General features: G+C 43.3%; 16 protein-coding genes. 14 read left to right on the top strand and 2 right to left on the bottom strand.

The features are described 5' to 3' along the window. The first annotated feature begins 223 nt into the window (after nt 1-223). The gene (locus AACT52_RS23750; protein WP_073633532.1) at nt 224-802 is read left to right on the top strand and encodes a Uma2 family endonuclease; all 579 of its coding nucleotides are present in this window, start codon (nt 224-226) and stop codon (nt 800-802) included. A 193-nt stretch (nt 803-995) separates the two neighbouring features. On the opposite strand, the gene eno is transcribed toward AACT52_RS23750, so the two are convergent. After that, complete coding sequence (gene eno / locus AACT52_RS23745) at nt 996-2,276, bottom strand: phosphopyruvate hydratase (protein WP_096549544.1); 1,281 nt, start codon at nt 2,274-2,276, stop codon at nt 996-998. 501 nt (nt 2,277-2,777) lie between these two features. Here eno and AACT52_RS23740 point away from each other — a divergent pair. The 6 genes from AACT52_RS23740 to AACT52_RS23715 all read left to right on the top strand — a co-directional run bounded on the left by AACT52_RS23740 (nt 2,778) and on the right by AACT52_RS23715 (nt 9,681). Beyond that, a complete protein-coding gene (locus AACT52_RS23740) occupies nt 2,778-3,407 on the top strand; it encodes a 4Fe-4S single cluster domain-containing protein (protein ID WP_073633530.1) in 630 nt (209 codons plus the stop codon). A gap of 154 nt (nt 3,408-3,561) precedes the next feature. Next, entirely contained in the window at nt 3,562-3,996 is a 435-nt protein-coding gene (gloA, locus tag AACT52_RS23735; protein ID WP_073633529.1) for a lactoylglutathione lyase, read from the top strand. Between the two features lie 23 nt (nt 3,997-4,019). Next, nucleotides 4,020-5,981 carry an iron uptake porin gene (locus AACT52_RS23730; protein WP_233154054.1) on the top strand — a complete coding sequence of 654 codons (1,962 nt, stop codon included), beginning with the start codon at nt 4,020-4,022 and terminating at the stop codon, nt 5,979-5,981. 176 nt (nt 5,982-6,157) lie between these two features. Continuing rightward, entirely contained in the window at nt 6,158-8,827 is a 2,670-nt protein-coding gene (gene clpB, locus AACT52_RS23725; protein WP_073633528.1) for an ATP-dependent chaperone ClpB, read from the top strand. 111 nt (nt 8,828-8,938) lie between these two features. Then, entirely contained in the window at nt 8,939-9,358 is a 420-nt protein-coding gene (locus tag AACT52_RS23720; RefSeq protein ID WP_073633527.1) for an element excision factor XisH family protein, read from the top strand. Beyond that, nucleotides 9,346-9,681: a XisI protein gene (locus AACT52_RS23715; protein WP_073633526.1), complete on the top strand. Its 336-nt coding sequence runs from the start codon at nt 9,346-9,348 to the stop codon at nt 9,679-9,681. Before AACT52_RS23720 ends, AACT52_RS23715 begins: the two co-directional genes overlap by 13 nt. A 126-nt stretch (nt 9,682-9,807) precedes the next feature. Here AACT52_RS23715 and AACT52_RS23710 read toward each other — a convergent pair whose 3' ends face one another. After that, nucleotides 9,808-9,945: a hypothetical protein gene (locus AACT52_RS23710; RefSeq protein ID WP_158054752.1), complete on the bottom strand. Its 138-nt coding sequence runs from the start codon at nt 9,943-9,945 to the stop codon at nt 9,808-9,810. Nucleotides 9,946-10,070: 125 nt separating this feature from the next. Between AACT52_RS23710 and htpG the strand changes: the two genes are divergently transcribed. The 7 genes from htpG (at nt 10,071) to AACT52_RS23675 (ending at nt 19,267) form a co-directional block, all read left to right on the top strand. Beyond that, a complete protein-coding gene (gene htpG, locus AACT52_RS23705) occupies nt 10,071-12,053 on the top strand; it encodes a molecular chaperone HtpG (protein WP_073633525.1) in 1,983 nt (660 codons plus the stop codon). 198 nt (nt 12,054-12,251) lie between these two features. Next, on the top strand, nt 12,252-12,488 hold the full coding sequence (gene rpmB / locus AACT52_RS23700) for a 50S ribosomal protein L28 (protein ID WP_073633524.1): 237 nt from the start codon (nt 12,252-12,254) through the stop codon (nt 12,486-12,488). 218 nt (nt 12,489-12,706) lie between these two features. Next, the gene (gene hpsA / locus AACT52_RS23695) at nt 12,707-16,354 is read left to right on the top strand and encodes a hormogonium polysaccharide biosynthesis protein HpsA (protein ID WP_073633523.1); all 3,648 of its coding nucleotides are present in this window, start codon (nt 12,707-12,709) and stop codon (nt 16,352-16,354) included. 49 nt (nt 16,355-16,403) lie between these two features. Continuing rightward, a complete protein-coding gene (gene hpsB, locus AACT52_RS23690) occupies nt 16,404-17,078 on the top strand; it encodes a hormogonium polysaccharide secretion pseudopilin HpsB (protein ID WP_073633522.1) in 675 nt (224 codons plus the stop codon). A 32-nt stretch (nt 17,079-17,110) separates the two neighbouring features. Next, the gene (hpsC, locus tag AACT52_RS23685) at nt 17,111-18,079 is read left to right on the top strand and encodes a hormogonium polysaccharide secretion pseudopilin HpsC (RefSeq protein ID WP_073633521.1); all 969 of its coding nucleotides are present in this window, start codon (nt 17,111-17,113) and stop codon (nt 18,077-18,079) included. After that, nucleotides 18,006-18,593 carry a GspH/FimT family pseudopilin gene (locus tag AACT52_RS23680; RefSeq protein WP_083630495.1) on the top strand — a complete coding sequence of 196 codons (588 nt, stop codon included), beginning with the start codon at nt 18,006-18,008 and terminating at the stop codon, nt 18,591-18,593. Before hpsC ends, AACT52_RS23680 begins: the two co-directional genes overlap by 74 nt. 32 nt (nt 18,594-18,625) lie before the next feature. Then, on the top strand, nt 18,626-19,267 hold the full coding sequence (locus AACT52_RS23675; protein ID WP_073633520.1) for a TIGR04282 family arsenosugar biosynthesis glycosyltransferase: 642 nt from the start codon (nt 18,626-18,628) through the stop codon (nt 19,265-19,267). The last annotated feature ends 224 nt before the right edge of the window (nt 19,268-19,491 follow it).

Below are 19,491 nucleotides of genomic sequence, written 5' to 3'. Positions count from 1 at the left end.
GTTCCGAACGCGAGTGCGTTTCGCACCAGAAGGAATTTTGAGTCATTTCGCTCAAAACCTCACCCTCGCTTTTTGCTACGCAAAAATTTTTCCCTCTCCTTATTAAGGAGAGGGATGCCCGACAGGGCAGGGTGAGGTTCCGAACGCGAGTGCGTCTCGCACCAGAAGGAATCTTGAGTCAATGACAATATATATTGTGGACATTTTTTATGTTTAATTGTCTATGAGCAACTTGCCTCTCAACATCCCCGCAAACCTGAAAGTCTCCGAAGAGCAATTCGTACTCCTCGCTGCTGCGAACCGAGACGTACAGCTAGAACTAACCGCCACAGGAGAATTAATTATTATGCCCCCTACGGGAGGAAATACTCTTAAGCGCAATATAGATATTGAAGGACAACTTTGGTATTGGAACCGCCAATCCAAACTTGGTGTTGCTTTTAACTCTTCAACCGCTTTCCGACTTCCCAATGGTGCAGAACGTTCTCCCGATGCCGCTTGGGTGACTCAAGCCAGATGGGATGCATTAAAACCAGAAGAACAAGACTCCTTTCCACCCATGAGTCCAGATTTTGCGATTGAATTACGTTCCAAAAGTGACAAGATGGAACCGCTACGCAAAAAAATGCAGGAATACATCGATAATGGATTGCGTCTGGGTTGGTTAATTGATACAAAAAATAAAAAAGTAGAAATTTATCGCGCCTTACAGCCAGTGGAAGTGTTGGATAATCCAACAAGTTTATCAGGAGAAGATGTTTTACCTGGGTTTGTTTTAGATTTACAAGTTGTGTTTAGTTAGCAAAAATGTTTTCCTTGCTTATTGGCGATACGTCAATACGGTTCCGTTAGCTTGTTAATGTCAAGGGAGATCCCCCCAACCCCCCTTAAAAAGGGGGGCTTATAACCCTCTTTTACCCCCTTTTTCAGAGTGCCGCAGGCGGGGGGATCTTATCCGAACTGTATTGCCCCTGCTCCCCCTGCTCCCCTTGCTCTTACTTCGGTCCTAGTCCCACAGCACCAGCATAAACAGCGCGATCGCCAAGTTCATCCTCAATTCGTAGCAAACGGTTGTATTTTGCTACCCGTTCGCTGCGACAGAGGGAACCCGTTTTGATTTGACCGGCACGAGTTGCAACTGCTAAATCAGCAATAGTTGTGTCTTCTGTTTCTCCAGAACGATGGCTGATGATTGACCGGAAACCGTTGCGAGTTGCCAAGTCAATTGTTTGTAGCGTTTCTGTCAGCGAACCAATTTGATTAAGTTTAATCAAAATCGCGTTACCAGCTTTGGTCTCAATTCCTTTTTGCAAGCGCGTGACATTGGTGACAAACAAGTCATCCCCGACCAACTGCACGCGGGAACCCAACTTTTGAGTCAGTAACTGCCAATTCTGCCAATCTTCCTCATGCAAGCCATCCTCAATTGACACAATGGGGTATTGGTCAACGAGTTGTCCGAGGTAGTCAACAAACTCAGCAGGAGAGTGAGGTTTGCCGTCGTAGACATACTGCCCATCTTTGTAAAACTCACTTGCAGCAACATCCAACGCCAAAGCCACTTGTTCACCCGGTTTGTACCCAGCCTTCTCAATCGCTGCAACTAGCAATTCTAGCGCCACCTGATTTGACTCAAGATTGGGGGCAAAACCGCCTTCATCCCCCACGCCAGTGAGTAATCCTTTCTCATCCAACACTTTGCTGAGGGTGGCAAACACCTCCGCACCCCAGCGCAACGCCTCCCGGAAAGAAGGTGCGCCAACGGGGACAATCATAAACTCTTGAAAATCGACGTTGTTGGCTGCGTGCGCACCACCGTTAATCAGGTTCATCAACGGCACTGGTAACAAATTCGCTAGTGGACCGCCTAAGTAGCGATAGAGGGGAATTCCCAAGGACTCAGCACCGGCTTTGGCTGCTGCCAGGGAAACCGCTAAAATCGCATTAGCGCCAAGCTGCGATTTATTGGGAGAACCATCCAAGGCAATCATCGTGCGATCTAGTAGTTCCTGGTTGAGGGCATCCAAGTCTATCAATTTTGGAGCAAGTGCTTCTTTAACATTTTGCACCGCCTTGAGTACGCCCTTACCCCCGTAACGCGCCTTATCCTGATCGCGCAGTTCGTGCGCTTCAAAAGTGCCAGTAGACGCACCACTGGGAACCTGCGCCAATCCTACAACACCGTTGACCAAATGCACTTCTGCTTCAACTGTTGGTCTGCCGCGAGAGTCAAGAATTTCGCGGGCGACAATAGCTTCTATGGCAGTGTCAAACATTTGTTCTTCGTCCTTTGTCATTTGTTCTTTGTTCTTCGTCGTTTGTCATTAGTCTTTTGTTAAGGAATAATGACAAATGGTTAACAGTCCAATGGTTAACCCGACAATCTAGCATAGGGCGTTTAAGTGACTCTATAGGCTGAGATTAACGAAGATTTCCAGCGATATGGTTTATGCAAGTTTATGCTCAACAGGAGATTGGTAGAAAAAATATGGGCTTGTGAGGCACAACCCCTCTTGGAAAAGCAGATTTTTGTCTATCAAACCACAGATGGACACAGATGAACACCGATAAATTATCTGTGTCCATCTGTGGTTGCAAATATTAAACGCGGATTTTTGCGACCAGTCGAATGAAATTTTCCTAGGCTAGGCACTGCCCACTATATCTACACCTTGCTTGGTAAGGAATGCCGATTTTACTCTAGTCCCTCAAAAGTTCCTCAAATTTTCCCTCTAGCCTGCAAGTAAATCCTTCCCCAACATAGAGAGAGAAAAACAATGACCCAACAGAAAACTAACCCATACACAGCTTTGATCGAAATTCCCGCCGGATACCTTAACATTATGGGCTATATCGATGAATCAGAGGTGAATGGTCCTGGATGTCGTGCTGTTGTTTGGGTGCAAGGGTGTTTACGGGAGTGCCCTGGTTGTTTTAATACTGAATCTTGGTCATTTGAAATGAATCAACTGATATCCGTTGACAACCTTGCCGAAAAAATTCTCAGCAATCCTCGCAATCAAGGAGTGACATTTTCTGGAGGGGAACCCTTTTGGCAAGCCCCTGCATTGGCTGCTCTTGCACGCAAGGTAAAAGCCGGTGGGTTGAATGTGATGTCTTTTTCTGGTTTTACTTTGGAACAGTTACAATCCCAGTATCCGCCAGCTGGGGCTCAAGACTTATTGGAGCAGTTGGACATCCTGATTGATGGTCCTTACATCCAGTCGCTAGCAATTAACTCACCTGATTCTCCTGTTTCGTCCAGCAATCAAAGGGTTCACGTCTTTAATCCCGGCTTAGAAGACCAGATTACCTGGGCAAGCGACCAAATAGAGGTTCATATTTTCAAAGATGGTAGCCGTCTGATCACTGGCTACCGAGGAGGGTTGGAGTTGTCCGAGGGATAAGCGGGCAGGGGGCAGGGGGCAGGGTAAGCAAAAGAACAATTATGATATGATTCCCCCTCATCCTCCTCATTCGCCTCATCCTCCCAATATGGAGTCGGTTACCAGATTACAATATTGAGCGGAAGCACAAAAAATTAAGCCAAAGGAGATAATTATGCGACTCCTGCACACGATGCTACGGGTAGGTAACCTTGAGGAATCTCTGAAGTTCTACTGTGATCTTTTGGGAATGAAGCTACTGCGTCAAAAAGATTACCCTGGGGGAGAGTTTACTCTGGCTTTTATTGGCTACGGTGACGAAAGTGATCATACGGTGCTAGAACTTACTTATAACTGGGGTGTGGAAAAGTATGACTTGGGCGATGCTTACGGTCACATCGCCATTGGTGTTGATGATATTTATGCCACTTGCGAGAACATCAAAAAACTTGGTGGTAAAGTTGTGCGCGAACCAGGACCCATGAAACACGGTTCTACGGTCATTGCTTTTGTGGAAGACCCAAATGGATATAAGGTAGAACTTATCCAAGTGAGTACTCACAGTTCTAGTGTTAAACAAGAAACTGAACAGCAAATGATTGCTCAGTAAATCTAACTAAAAACATGGGTGTGATGGAGTTCAGCCTAAAGCAATGCCTACGGCAAAGAATTCGTTCTCGAAAATTGTTGGCTAGGAATTTACTCATTTGTGGAATTCTCAGCCAAGTTATCTGCTTTCCAAAAGCAGCGAATTCTTTGCCTTCTCCACAGCAGCCAGAAACTGCTATTGCAATTTCTCATGCCGAGGATGACCCCGGTGATGGCAAGATACTAGACAAATTAGAACAGTTTACTGGCTTAACTGTACCAGCAGAATTTCCAGACGCATCTGTGGTAACGGATGTGGCAAAAGATGAAATGACAGGAGTAACAGATAAACCATTTGTTACATCGCAAGCAGAATCCACGACTTCTGATACAAAGTCCCCATCTGTAAACGAGTCTGGTAATGTTGCTCCAAATGCTGAGACATCACAACAGCAACCTTCGGTAAACGAGTCTGGTAATGTTGCTCCAAATGCTGAGACATCACAACAGCAACCTTCGGTAAACGAGTCTGGTAATGTTGCTCCAAATGCTGAGACATCACAACAGCAACCTTCGGTAAACGAGTCTGGTAATGTTGCTCCAAATGCTGAGACATCACCTCAGCAGCCTTCGGTTTCTGAATTGTCTGATGTTCAACCCACAGACTGGGCTTACCAGGCATTGCGATCGCTCATGGAACGTTATGGTGTCCTCTCTGGTTATCAGGATGGCACCTTTCGTGGTAATCGCCCTGTGTCTCGTTATGAATTTGCTGCTGGCTTGGCGGCTACCTTAGATAAAGTCGATAGCTTGATTGCTAATCGTATTGGGGATCAGTTTATTCAACAAGACTTGATGACTTTACGACGGTTACAAAGAGAATATCGTTCCGCCTTGGATGAATTGCAGCAAAGTGTCAACAGAATTGGCGATCGCGTCCCTCAACTCGAAGCAAACCAATTTTCTACCACAACAAAACTCCAAGGTCAAGCTATTGTTGCTTCAACACAAGGTAGTCATGCAAACGCTACCATAGTCGCCCGCCTACGGTTAAATCTTTTAACAAGCTTCGACAGCAAAGATTTACTCCTGACTCAGCTAGAAGCTGGTAACAATGGCGATGATGCTATTAGTCGAAAACAAAAGAAGAACCTTAACCTGTTAGGAACGACTGGTTTAATCGCCAATGGTGGCGGACTTGATTATGCGGAAGTTGACGATCGTTTGAAACTCAGACGCTTGTACTACTCGTTTCATCCCGTGTCAGATTTGGCTGTGACTGTTGGGGCAAAAATGTCTCCACGCGATTTTATTGACCGTAACAGATACGCTAACAACGAGGCAATTGATTTTAGTTCCAGTTTTTTTCTGAATAACCCTCTGATTGTCCAAAACCAAATTGACCGAAATGGGGGTGCAGGAGTGGCGGTAGCTTGGAATCCAAGCGGTGGTCAATTGACTTTACGTTCTCTTTACATTGCCGCTGATGCAAATCTTGTCAACTCAAACGCCAGCGGTGGCTTATTTAAAGATAGATATCAAGCAAGTGCAGAACTGGAATACTCACTTAGCAATAAGTTTGCATTAAGACTACAATATACTAAAGCTGAAATCAACAACACCGACATTAACGCCTTTGGGGTTAATGCCGAATATGCCCTTAATCGAAACATAGGGATTTTTACTCGCCTGGGATTTGGTAGTTACCAAGGGTTCAACAACGCCATTAACCAGGATTTAGATTTACATCCCTTTAGTTGGGCGGTAGGATTTGGTATTCGTAACCTCCTGCTTCCCGGTACTGTTGGGGGTATCGCCGTTGGTCAACCTTTCATTACTGATGGTTTGGGAAATGCCACTCAGATAAATTATGAGGCATTCTATAATCTGGAGCTAAGCGACAATGTTAGTATTACCCCCACGCTTTCGGTGGTGACAAATGCAGATAACGATAGCTCCAACAACACTATTTGGCAAGGCACCTTCAGAACAGTTATTTCATTTTAGAGTAGGTTTGTAGTAAGCGATCGCAGCGCTTACTACAAATTATCCCCAAATTGCAACCGCAGATACAAGCAGATAGACTTCAATAATGATTCGATATTAATTTGAAACAAATACCATTATCCAAAATCTAAAATCCAAAATCTAAAATCCAAAATCTAAAATCCAAAATTGTAAAGATGCAGCCTACAGATCCAAATAAATTTACTGATAAAGCCTGGGAAGCAATTGTCAAATCACAGGATATTGTCCGAGCGTATCAACAACAGCAACTCGATGTCGAACATTTACTGATTGCTTTATTAGAAGAACCTACTGGGCTAGCAACACGCATCCTCGGTCGTTGTGAAGTTGACGCCTTGCGCTTGCAACAGCAACTAGAAGCATTTACCCAACGTCAGCCCAAAGTAGGTAAAGCCGATCAACTCTACCTCGGTCGTAGTTTAGACACATTGCTAGACCGAGCTGAAGAAGCTCGAGCTAGAATGAAAGATTCCTACATATCTATTGAACACTTACTCTTAGCTTTTGTTGAGGATGAACGCATCGGACGAAAGATATTCAAAAGCGTTAACCTAGACACCGCAAAGCTAGAAGCTAGTATTAAAACCGTTCGTGGTAGTCAAAAGGTGACAGACCAAAACCCAGAATCTCGTTATGAAGCTTTGCAAAAGTTTGGCAGAGACTTGACAGAACAGGCAAAAGCTGGTAAGCTAGACCCCGTTATCGGAAGAGATGATGAGATTCGCCGAGTTATACAGGTATTGTCCCGTCGCAGCAAGAATAACCCTGTACTAATTGGTGAACCTGGGGTAGGTAAGACGGCGATCGCCGAGGCATTGGCACAGCGTATTGTCAATGGTGATGTTCCAGAATCTCTGAAAAATCGCCAACTCATGGCTTTGGATATCGGCAGCTTGATTGCTGGGGCAAAATACCGGGGTGAATTTGAAGACCGCTTGAAATCCGTCCTCAAAGAAGTCACAGAATCGAACGGTCAAATTGTGCTGTTTATTGATGAACTGCACACGGTTGTGGGAACTGGTTCCACCCAACAAGGGGCGATGGATGCAGGGAATTTGCTCAAACCCATGCTGGCGCGGGGAGAACTGCGCTGTATTGGCGCAACCACCTTGGATGAGTACCGCAAATATATTGAAAAAGACGCGGCTTTAGAACGGCGTTTTCAGCAAGTCTTTGTCGATCAGCCGAGTGTGGAAAATACAATTTCCATTCTCCGGGGTTTGAAAGAACGCTACGAAGTCCATCACAATGTTAAAATTTCCGACTCCGCGCTGGTAGCAGCAGCAACACTGTCTGCACGTTATATTTCCGACCGTTTCTTACCAGATAAGGCAATTGACTTGGTCGATGAAGCAGCGGCGCAGTTGAAAATGGAGATTACCTCCAAACCAGCGGAATTGGAAGCCATCGACCGACGGTTGATGCAGCTAGAAATGGAAAAGCTGTCCTTGGCAGGAGAAGAGAAAGCTACAGTTCAGACGAAAGAGCGTTTGCTGCGAATTGAGCAAGAAATTACCAATTTGACGGAAAAACAGCAGGAATTTAATGAGCAGTGGCAAGGTGAAAAGCAGCTATTGGAAGCGATTAGTGCATTAAAGCAAGAAGAAGAAAAGCTGCGGGTGCAAATTGAACAAGCAGAACGCGCCTACGACCTCAACAAAGCTGCACAGTTAAAGTTTGGCAAATTGGAGAGTGTCCTGCACGATCGCGAAGCAAAAGAAGTGCAGTTGCTGGAAATTCAAAGTAAAGGGGAAACCTTGCTACGAGAACAGGTGACAGAAGCAGATATTGCTGAAATTGTCGCTAAATGGACGGGAATTCCTGTAAATCGGCTACTGGAATCTGAACGGCAAAAGTTGCTGCAACTTGAAAATCACCTCCACCAGAAAGTTATTGGACAAGAGGAAGCCGTTTCTGCTGTCTCCGCGGCAATTCGTCGCGCCCGTGCAGGAATGAAAGACCCTGGTCGCCCAATTGGTTCATTCTTGTTTATGGGACCGACGGGAGTCGGTAAAACGGAACTCGCCCGTGCTTTGGCACAGTTTCTCTTTGATTCCGATGACGCCTTGGTGCGTCTGGATATGTCCGAGTATATGGAGAAACACTCGGTTTCCCGCTTGGTGGGTGCGCCTCCAGGGTATGTCGGTTACGAAGAAGGCGGTCAACTTTCCGAGGCGATTCGCCGCCGTCCCTACTCGGTGGTGCTGCTGGATGAAGTGGAAAAAGCTCACCCCGATGTGTTCAATATACTTTTGCAAGTTTTGGATGACGGCAGAATTACTGATTCGCAAGGACGAACGGTTGATTTTCGGAACACTGTGATTGTGATGACCAGTAACATCGGTAGCGAATATATCCTGGATGTGTCTGGTGATGACTCCAAGTATGAAAAAATGCGCACCCGGGTGATGGATGCTTTGCGATCGCACTTCCGCCCCGAATTCCTCAACCGTGTTGATGACATCATTCTCTTCCACACCCTCAACCGCACCGAATTGCGGCAAATCGTCCGCATCCAACTTAAGCGGGTGGAAAATCTTCTACGAGAACAGAAAATCTCATTGGAAATATCATCAGCCGCTTGCGATTACTTGGTGGAAGTGGGTTATGACCCAGTATACGGCGCACGTCCTATCAAACGGGCAATTCAGCGAGAAGTCGAAAACCCCGTCGCTACCAAGTTATTAGAGAATACTTTTGTCCTTGGCGACACGATTGTGATTGACAAGACGGATCACGGTTTGACATTTAGTAAGAAAGTCGTGGTTAAAGTGCCAGCCCAGCCAAATAAGACCTTCTTAATTGAGGCATCCCAAGAGGTGTGAGTAGTCGCAGGGTGTGTGAGGCGCATTGCTTAATTCACATCCTGCATATCCGTGATATAAGCTACATTACTTTAATCTGTATTTTAGGAGGCAAACAACCTTCGCAAACGAATGCCTGCAAAAGATGTATATCATGATGTAGTTGTGCAAGCACTGATAGCGGATGGCTGGACAATTACCGATGACCCCTTGTATTTAGCTTATGGGGGTCGAAATTTGTATGTGGATCTCGGTGCAGAACGTGATACGATAGCTGCTGAAAAAGATTCTCAAAAAATCGCCGTTGAAATTAAGAGTTTTCTCAGCCTTTCGCCAATACGTGACCTTCAGGAGGCAGTGGGACAGTATGATATCTATCGCACTGTACTTTTAGAATTAGAATCAGAACGCTTACTTTATCTGGCAATTCCCCAGCGAGTGTATGAAAGTTTATTTTCAGAACGCTTTGGTCAGTTAATCCTCAATCGGATACAAATTTGCTTAATTGTTTTTGATGAGCAACAAGCGAGGATTGTGCGATGGATAAACTAGCAAAGTATCGTGAAATAGTGCGGAAAGTTATATCCGAATATACCACCCACAAGCCTTATCACGGTCAAATTGATGTTGGAGCTATTATAGATTCCGAACGCGATCGTTACCAAGTCCTACAGGTAGGTTGGGATGGAATCCGTCGCGTACATGGTTGTACGGTGCATATCGACATTATTGGTGATAAAGTTTGGATACAGTATGACGGTAGTTCTTACCCAGTCGCAGAAGCACTCATGGAAGCTGGTATCCCTCGTGAAGACATTGTTTTGGGTTTTCATCCGGAGAATTTACGTCAACATACAGGCTTCGCCATATCTTGAATCACAAACCTGTTGGCTATGGAGTCGCTTGAGAGACGATCGCCCAAAGAGTGGACACCCCGTCCTATGGCGCTTCGCGGCTACTTATGATTGCGCCTATGTAGGGATGAACAATAAAATCCTTATTTAGACAAATCCTACGCGGATACGACCTTTAGCAAATTGGTAGGGAAATCCGAATCGCTGATATCGGGTAATCAATGCTGTAAAGTATGAGCGATCGCCCTTAGACGCACCATAAAATCCTAATGGGTAGAATCCCATATCTGCCCTTTCAGATGAGGGTAGTTATTAACCAACCACCTAAATTAGGCTTTAGGTGTAGATAGGGGTGCTACGGGGTTTTGCCTCAGTTATCATTCAGATACTTGCATTGAAGATTATCAGTTATGCTAGAACAAGGCACAATCAGTATTCATACTGAGAATATTTTCCCGATTATCAAGAAGTCCCTCTACTCCGACCATGAAATCTTCTTGCGGGAACTGGTTTCCAACGCTGTAGATGCTATCCAAAAGTTGAAAATGGTATCTCGCGCTGGAGAGTATTCCGGTGAAATCGGCGAACCGGAAATTCAAATTGCTATAGACAAAGACAAAAAGACCCTCTCAATTACCGACAATGGTATCGGACTAACGGCAGAGGAGGTCAAGAAATACATTAACCAGGTAGCGTTCTCTAGTGCTGAGGAATTTATACATAAGTACGAAGGCAAATCAGACCAACCGATTATCGGTCACTTTGGTCTTGGGTTCTACTCCTCCTTCATGGTGGCACAAAAGGTAGAAATCGATACCTTGTCCTACAAAGAAGGTGCGCAAGCGGTTCACTGGAGTTGCGACGGTTCTCCAGAGTTCACCCTAGAAGATTCTTCTCGTACAACTCGTGGTACTACGATTACCCTGACTCTGCAAGAGGAAGAACAGGAGTATTTAGAAGCAGCACGTATTAAGCAGCTTATTAAAACATACTGCGACTTCATGCCAGTACCCATCAAACTTGATGGCGAGGTGTTAAATAAGCAAAGAGCAGTATGGCGAGAGACTCCTAATAGCCTGAGTCAAGAAGATTATCTAGAGTTTTACCGCTACCTCTATCCTTTCCAAGAAGAGCCGTTGCTTTGGGTGCATCTGAATACTGACTATCCCTTTATCATCAACGGTATTCTGTATTTCCCCAAAATGCGACCGGATGTCGATGTCACCAAGGGGCAAATCAAGCTCTTCTCCAACCAAGTTTTTGTGAGTGACCACTGCGAGGAAATTATCCCACAATTTCTTCTACCCATGCGGGGTGTGATTGATAGCACAGATATCCCCCTCAACGTATCGCGGAGTGCCTTGCAAACTGATCGCACTGTGCGGAAAATTGGTGACTACATTGCCAAGAAAGTGGGCGATCGCCTCAAAGAACTTTACCGCGACAACCGCGAACAATACATCAGCGCTTGGAAAGACTTGGGTACCTTCGTAAAATTCGGCGTTCTCAACGACGAGAAATTCAAAAAACAAGTCGAAGATATCATCGTCTTCCGCAGCACCTATCAACCGAGCAGCACTCCGCAGTCAACGGCTACCCCAGCAGTTGAGGTACAATCTCAAGAGGGGGATGTTTGGCAAGATGTAACTTCAGCAAACGAAGACACTCCAAAATTGCCCTACACAACCCTGAAGGAGTACCTAGAACGCAATAAAGAACGTCACGAAAACCGTGTCTTCTACGCCACCGATGAAGCAGCGCAAGCTCCATACATAGAACTGCACAAAAATCAAGGTTTAGAAGTCCTGTTTCTAGACTCCTTTATTGACACCCACTTCATCAACTTCTTGGAGAGGGAACATCAGGATGTCAAATTTACCCGGGTAGACTCCGACTTAGACAGCACTCTGCTGGATCAAGACAAAGCTGGGGAAATTGTTGATCCCAAGACGAATAAAACCAGAACTGAGGTGATCAAAGAGCTATTTGAGAAAGCCCTCAACAAACCCAAGCTGAATATCCGCACCGAAGCTTTGAAAGCCGACGATCCGCAAGGAACACCGCCTGCAATGGTGCTTTTACCAGAGATTTTGCGCCGCCTGCGGGAAATGAACGCTTTAATGCAGCAGCAAACAGCAGACTTTCCCGAAGACCACATTTTCCTAGTCAATACTGCTCACCCACTGATTCAAAATTTAGCGGATCTGAGTCAAGGTAGTATTATTCAAGGTGATGTTCAATCGCCAAGCGGACAGCTCGTGAACTTGGTTTGCCAACATATATATGATTTGGCGTTGATGTCTCAAAAAGGTTTTGACGCTGAAGGAATGAAATCATTCGTTGAGCGTTCCAATGAGGTACTCACCAAGCTAACCCAAGAGGCTACAAAGTAAAAGAACCATACTCTCTCGTTCCCTGGCTCCGCCGGGGAATGCCTACACTGAGGCTCCCCCTCATCTTAACAGGAGGCAAAGCCTCTGAAAATGCATTGCGGCGGCTCAGCCTAGCAAAAGGATAAATTGCATCCCGCTTGGAAGGCAATTTTATATAATGAGAGATTGTGCTAAAGAAAAAAATAGGAGTTTCAAATAATGTCTCGTCGTTGTGAATTAACAGGCAAAAAGGCAAATAACGCCTTTGCAATTTCCCACTCCCACCGCCGCACCAAGCGTCTTCAGCAAGTGAACCTGCAAACTAAGCGCATTTGGTGGGAAAGTGGAAAGCGTTGGGTCAAACTGCGCATATCTACTAAAGCAATCAAAACCCTACAACTTAAAGGGTTAGAAGCAATGGCGAAAGAAGCTGGAATTAACCTGAATCATTACTAACACTGTAATCTCTCCCCAACCCATCTCCTAGTAGGAGATGGGCTTTGTTATTGTTTCAAATTTTCATTTTCTCTTACGCCTCCCGATTCCAGGGAGGTTTTTATTTACCTAATATTAATTTGTGATTGATACGTTTTATCTAACAAGTGGGTACTATAAGTTGACCATCTGTGTTTATCTCTTGTTTTATCATTATAAAACTTGCCAGGGAAGCAACTATGTCTCACCACTGTCGGATATTAAACAAGATAGATAAAATTTATAGAGAAATTATAAAAAAAAATGTATCTGCAATTAAAAAGCAAATTATTTGGCTGTTAAGGACTTTGTTGGTCACTAAAAGAAGACGACGAGCAAGTGCGAATGCTGGTTTTGTCTTACCGACTGTGGCAATGGTAGCACTCGTAGTTGTGCTACTGACAACTGCTATTTTATTTCGGTCTTTTGAACGTGCAAAAAATGCTAGTAATGTCCGAGTGAATGAGGCTGTTTTAAACGCAGCATCACCAGCCCTTGAAAGAGCAAAAGCAAAAATAGAACAGTTATTTAGAGACCCGAGATTACCAAGCACAACCCCCTCAGACGATTTACTCGCTCAAGTCATCAACAAAAATCTTAACCAGTTCACTTTTGGCGATGAAATACAGTTAAAAATTGTTAAAGAATTTAACGGTAAAACGAATATTCAAGAAGATGAAGAGACTTTAAAAAGTGCTTGGAAATATCCCGTAGATACGGATAATAACAGTAAAATTGATAGTTACACTCTCTATGGCATTTACTTTCGGACTCCAACTACTAACAGAGCCAGAACTGTTTTACAAGCAAGAACACCACCGATGGACGAGAGTAGTTTTAGTACTCAATGTCAGAGCTTGTTTACCACTAGTGGAAACTTGGTCAGTACTCAAGGTTGGTACAAAGTCGGTGATAAGCTAAAAAAAAGCATTTTTGTTTTTACCACAACTGTACCAATTACAGATTTAACAGGGCTAGATACTTCTAAATATGAAAAATTTACAGGTAACAACGGTTTTATAGCTCTAGAATATCAGCAAGACCGAGCAAGAATACCTCTTATTAATAATGCCGTTGTCTATGAAGATGATTTAGAAATTGCTTCGCAAGAAGGTATCAATCTCAATGGTCGCGTCTTCACTAATGGTAATTTGCTAACAAAAGCGGGAAGAAATCCTATTAGGTATTATCTAATCAGTAGTCCTAACTCTTGCTATTTCAAAGAAGAAAACAGCAAGATTATTGTCGCTGGAAATGTAATAGATAGTAGGATTACAGGAACTTATGGGGGTAATAATGTACAGATAGATTTATTTGACCAATCTTATACGCCTAGCAGCATAATTAGAAGTGAATTTATAAATAACACAAATAAAACTGTACCTACATCTGTTTATGGAAATACAGCAGCTTATAACGATGAGGCATATGCAAAACGAATTGACCGGTTAGTGCAAGCAACAAATATTGCATATCTCCCAGATGAGGTTCAACAGCAAATAAACCGAGATTTAGATGCTGACTCCACTTTAAATCCTGATGATGTTCGTAATGAAAAGTTAAGAATTTACTTTAGAAAGCGAACACGCCGCGTTCCATACGCTGAAGTTCCTGAAATCGTATCTGGTGATGAACCTCTTGTCTATGGAAGTTATGACTTTAAGACAAACAGCCCTCTGCAAGGAAGCGGTAACTCACTAAGACCAGTAGATGCATGGATATTTCCTTATGATCCTGCTGATGGAAAAACTGCTACTAATTATGCCAAGATAGACATTAAAGAAAATGGTAGTAAACTTTATCTATCTGCTACAGAACCAGTAGAACAAGCAAAAGCAGGTAGAGAACAAAAAATTGGCGATCGCATATTGGTTGGCAATAATTTACCGCAATTGTGGTTTGACACAACCAAAGACAGATTTGTGAGTTCGCCACAAGGACAGACCATTGTTGGTAAGCAATGGGATGTTGATAAGAATGGAAATAATAGCACTGTCACTCGTGAGCGCTTTTCGCAAGCATATCAATTAGAAGATTTAGGAGCCAACCGAGACGGCTTTTGGGAAAAGTCAGCAGCACAAAAACCTCAAAGTCCTCTGGATATCGTTGGGGGTTTGCGAGTCGTCACCGGTGCAGGAATTTACTTGTCTAGCCGTTATACTCCCAGTGGCGGAACTTCTCAATTTGCTCCTGCAATCACAGATTCAGAAACAGTCTGGGCGGATTCGATGCCAATAGGTGTTACTAGTAAGAGCCAGGGCTTACCTGATGACAATACACCTTATCTACGAATGCGGGCTACAGTGGTGTATCACTACCAAGATTATTCCTACGATCCAAAAATCCCAACCAACTACCAAAGACCAATTGCCTGTATTGCCAGCTACTATGATCCCACAAACGCAACAACACCTAGGAATAGAACACAAGACTTCGGTCTTAATAATCTTCCAGATATTAGTTTAAGAGATACAAAATTAACTAACCCCAATAGAAATTTAACTGGGCTACCCAATATTATTAATAATCCAGGAAATTCTATTAATGGTGTCGTTTATTCGGCTTTGTCTTTGTCAACCACAGGTTATCAAGAACCACTTAAGTACCAAGCAAAGCTGAAATACCCTAACGGACGACCAGTAAATAAACCACTTCAAAATGCTTTGAAAAAAATCACAGATAGCAAGCCTCTTAGCCTTGCAGATCAATCAGCAGTTGATTCTGCCATGTGCGCCTTGAAAATATGGGATGGCTCTATTGGCGCTCCTACTGATACCGTCATTCCTCATGGCGCTATCATGGAAACCGCTCTTCTGGATGCAAGGGATATTAAAGAAATTGACAAACCTGCATCAACTGCAAGAAGCTCCGATTTAGATGTTGAACTGCCTCAGACTCTAGAAATTCGTGCCACTATTTTGGATCTAGATTTGTTACGAAGAAAATCAAAAACTAATGGAGACTTTCTATTTCCAAATAGTGGGATTATTTACGCCACTCGTGATGATGCACTACCCGACAAAAGTGAATTAAACAATTTAGATGTTAGTGCTACTGACTTCAAATTAGACCCAACTCGGCGACCTAATGCCATCGTGCTAATTAATGGCAGGGACTTAAGCCGTAACACTACCTACAAGCCAGAAGAGAAGGGACTCATTTTGGTATCTAATCTGCCAGTTTACATCAAAGGGGATTTCAACCTTCACACGCAAGAAGAGTTTCTAGACAACTCCTTAAAAAGAGAAAAAGATTGGAGTAATAAATTTTATGCACGTCAATCACTGAATCCCAACTTTGGCTGTCGCCCAGGTCAATTTACTGATTGCAACGTTGGTGAAACTTGGCGTTCAGCAGTAGTTATTGCTGATGCAATTACAGTTTTATCTAAAAATTTCCGCTTCAGTTTCCGTGACGAGAAACCATACAACATACAGATCGCCACAGAAGACACAGAAACAAACCTCATATTCGCTCAAGGTAACACACCAGGACGCCCTAATAAAACAAATGGTGGTTTAGAAAATTTTGTGCGTTACTTAGAACGCTGGGAAGGCAAAAGTCACACAGTCGCTGGTTCTTTCATCCAGTTTAAACACAGTAACTATGCCATAGCTCCTTCTGATAATGACACTACGCCTAACCGTTTCTGGAGTTATGATGTAGCGTTGCTAAGTCAGCCACCTGACTTATTTACTCAACGCTTCAGTACACCATCCACAAAACAGCCGAGTGAGTTTTACAGGGAAGTCGGGCGAGACGATGCTTGGGTGAAAACTTTGCTATGTGCTCAAGAAGCTAATGGTAACTATGCTATCAGTTCCGACCAGCGCGGTACATGCCCTTGATTTGATTGAGTTCCTCTTCTGTAAGAAGCTTACATCTGATTGCTAAAATATGATTCATCAAAAGCAACAACCATTCATCCAATCCAGTCAGTCAGGTTTTACCATTATTGAGTCATTGGTAGCAATCGTTGTTGTTGGCATTTTACTAGCAGCGATCGCTCCTGTCATTGTCTTATCTGTCGCCACACGTGTGCAAGCAAGGCGCGTTGAGTTGGCAACTGACGCTGCTAAAACTTATATTGATGGCGTTAGATCAAGAACAATTCCACCTCCTCCTATCACCGACACTACTGACAGCTCAGGAAATTACCCTGCTCCTACAGTAGGAAATTTGACCTGTAACACCGCAAATACTTACTGCTCGGCACCAGCAACTAATTTATACTGTGTCGATGGTGATGCTGATGGAAGTGGCTGTACAATTAGCAGCGTCAGAGACTTAGTTATTCAAGCTTTTCGGCGTAACATAAGCTCTACTGCTCCTCAAGACGACTACGAGTTAGGAATACGTATCTACAGGGCAGATGGGTTTGCTAGTGACGGCACAAACCTACTAGAAAAAGCACCAAATAAACAATTGATTTTTACTGGAAGAGTGGGCGATCGCAAAGCGCCTTTACTAGAAACAACTACAGAAATATCAAGTAAAGTAACGACATTTAGTGATTTCTGTGCGCGTCTGAAACCGACCGCCAGTAATCCTAATCCTCAATCTAATTGCTAAATTTACACAAATTTTCTCGGCAAATCAATCTTATGAGTCCGCTCAAATGGCTTTTCATGAAGCTGTTAAAACTCTTTAGGGTGAAACAGAAATATGATGGCTTTACCTTAGTTGAGTTACTGGTAGGTATCGTCATCGCTACCCTTGTTGTCACACCTTTGCTAGGATTTATGCTCAATATTATGACAACTGACCGACAAGAGCAAGCCAAGGCAACCACTGAGCAAGAAATTAAAGCAGCACTTGATTATATTGCACGAGACTTGCAGCAGGCAATCTATATATATGATGCTGAGGGTATTCAGGCAATTAGACAGCAACTACCAAAATACGATGATAAAGATAAAAATAATTTCTTTCCTGTTCTTGTATTTTGGAAGCGGCAGTTTGTTTCCGATGGACTTATTATTTATAGTTCTAAAAATAGACAACTGAAAGATGATACCTTCGTCTACTCTTTAGTTGCCTATTATTTAATTAAAGATGATGATAAAGACTCTGTATGGTCTAAAGCTGCTCGAATTGGTAGATTTAAAATAAGCAATGGCTATGAATTGACTGAAACCAGTGATAAAAAAATTCAACGAGACAAAGGTTTTCAGATGTTTAACCTGCAAAATTTAGGTAATCTGAAAAGTAAGATGAATCAATGGACAAAAAGGAGTGGCGAGTCTTACACACAAGATATTGTACCTTTAGTTGATTACATTGATAAAACTCTAATAAACAATGATACAAATCCAGCACCTCCTAATTGCAAAATAGGTCAACAGGTGCCAATTTTTTCGGAGAGTGGAGATTCTGTTGCCACTATTCTGGTAAAAAGCCGAGGTTTTTACGTTTGTGTAGATTCACAAAACGTTGTCGCAGAAATTTATTTGCGTGGTAATGCTCTTGCTCGTCTTCAAAACAATAATATAAATTTCAATGGCAGTAATAAAACATATTTTCCTCAAGCAAGCACACGAGTCCAAGGAAATCGATTCTTATTTACGAATTAATAATCGTTCTAGCAGTGGCTTCACGCTGCTAGAGGTTTTGGTGACTATTATAATCATTGGTATCTTAGCTGCTATCACAGTTCCAAGTTGGCTAGGTTTTGTTAATACTGTGCGCCTCAACACTGCACAACAAGAAGTTTATCTTGCTATGCGCCAGGCTCAAAGCCAAGCCATCAAAAACAAATTAACCTGGCAAGTTAGTTTTCGCGAAGAAAATGGCATTGTACAATGGGCGGTTCATTCTGAAAGAATAAAGCCATCTATCTGGAATAGCTTAGATCCAAATGTGCGCTTAGATACGGAAACAACCTTAGAACAGTCAAAGGATGGCTTTAGGCAAATCCAATTTGATGATAGAGGTAATATTAGGAAACTGCCGTTGGGACGAATAACTTTATCTAGTAAGTCTGGTGGTAAAGCTAAGCGTTGCGTCTATATTTCTACAATTTTAGGCGCAATGCGAACCGCAAAAGAACAGGATACACCTGACAAAGAAGGTAAATATTGCTATTAATATATTTCTGGTTAATTTAAATAAGGTATCCTGTGCTAAATCTACCAGAAACAGCAAAACAGCATCTCATTATTTTCACCCGCTATCCAGAACCAGGTAAAACGAAAACCCGACTCATACCTGCTTTGGGAACTGAAGGCGCGGCAAATCTTCAGCGTCAAATGACGGAACACACCTTATCTCAAGTGAAACAGTTGCAAAAGACTTCTGCCATCTCTTTTGAGGTGCGGTTTGCGGGCGGTCATTTGCAACTGATGCAAGACTGGCTGGGATATGACATCGCTTACCAACCTCAAGGTGAGGGAGATTTGGGTTCGCGGATGGCACAATCTTTCTACAATGCTTTTCAATCAGGTGCAGAAAAAGTCCTGACTATCGGTACTGACTGCCCTGATGTCAATGACCAAATTTTAGCAGAAGCTTTTGAGCAACTTCAGCAGTGCGACCTTGTACTTGGTCCAGCGGTAGACGGTGGCTATTACTTGATTGGTTTGCAGCGTTCCGTCCCAGAATTATTTATCAATATAGATTGGGGAACCTCTCAAGTATTGCAACAGACTATAGATACTGCCCAGACGCTTAATTTATTGGTAAATTACTTGCCTTTGTTGGCTGATATTGATCGTCCGGAGGATTTGCCAATTTGGGAAAAGCTTCTCGGACTTACGCACTAAACTTGTGTGTGGTAGCTGGGTGTGTAATCATTTCTTTGCTCACACCCTACCTCATACAGGATAAAAATGCATACGAAACCCCTCTAATGGAGTATTTACTACGGCTATCAATGGTGTCAATCTATATCTGGTATTTTCTAACACAAGGATTTCCGGAAGACAAGCTAGAATACAGATGCTACCGTGGTGTAGCTCAACCAAAAGGGTAGAAAATATATCACCCA

This window comes from Scytonema sp. HK-05 (assembly GCF_963872035.1).
Lineage (GTDB): Bacteria > Cyanobacteriota > Cyanobacteriia > Cyanobacteriales > Nostocaceae > Kalymmatonema.
Note: the sequence above shows the minus strand (reverse complement) of the source record. Positions and strands in the feature narration are given on the sequence as shown.

Coding starts and splice junctions, on each gene's coding strand:
- rpmB (WP_073633524.1), top strand. CDS start 12,252: ATGTCTCGTCGTTGTGAATTAACAGGCAAAAAGGCAAATAACGCCTTT.
- AACT52_RS23750 (WP_073633532.1), top strand. CDS start 224: ATGAGCAACTTGCCTCTCAACATCCCCGCAAACCTGAAAGTCTCCGAA.
- AACT52_RS23740 (WP_073633530.1), top strand. CDS start 2,778: ATGACCCAACAGAAAACTAACCCATACACAGCTTTGATCGAAATTCCC.
- AACT52_RS23680 (WP_083630495.1), top strand. CDS start 18,006: ATGGCAGTAATAAAACATATTTTCCTCAAGCAAGCACACGAGTCCAAG.
- hpsB (WP_073633522.1), top strand. CDS start 16,404: ATGATTCATCAAAAGCAACAACCATTCATCCAATCCAGTCAGTCAGGT.
- clpB (WP_073633528.1), top strand. CDS start 6,158: ATGCAGCCTACAGATCCAAATAAATTTACTGATAAAGCCTGGGAAGCA.
- AACT52_RS23730 (WP_233154054.1), top strand. CDS start 4,020: ATGGAGTTCAGCCTAAAGCAATGCCTACGGCAAAGAATTCGTTCTCGA.
- hpsA (WP_073633523.1), top strand. CDS start 12,707: ATGTCTCACCACTGTCGGATATTAAACAAGATAGATAAAATTTATAGA.
- eno (WP_096549544.1), bottom strand. CDS start 2,276: ATGTTTGACACTGCCATAGAAGCTATTGTCGCCCGCGAAATTCTTGAC.
- AACT52_RS23720 (WP_073633527.1), top strand. CDS start 8,939: ATGCCTGCAAAAGATGTATATCATGATGTAGTTGTGCAAGCACTGATA.
- gloA (WP_073633529.1), top strand. CDS start 3,562: ATGCGACTCCTGCACACGATGCTACGGGTAGGTAACCTTGAGGAATCT.
- hpsC (WP_073633521.1), top strand. CDS start 17,111: ATGAGTCCGCTCAAATGGCTTTTCATGAAGCTGTTAAAACTCTTTAGG.
- htpG (WP_073633525.1), top strand. CDS start 10,071: ATGCTAGAACAAGGCACAATCAGTATTCATACTGAGAATATTTTCCCG.
- AACT52_RS23710 (WP_158054752.1), bottom strand. CDS start 9,945: ATGGGATTCTACCCATTAGGATTTTATGGTGCGTCTAAGGGCGATCGC.
- AACT52_RS23715 (WP_073633526.1), top strand. CDS start 9,346: ATGGATAAACTAGCAAAGTATCGTGAAATAGTGCGGAAAGTTATATCC.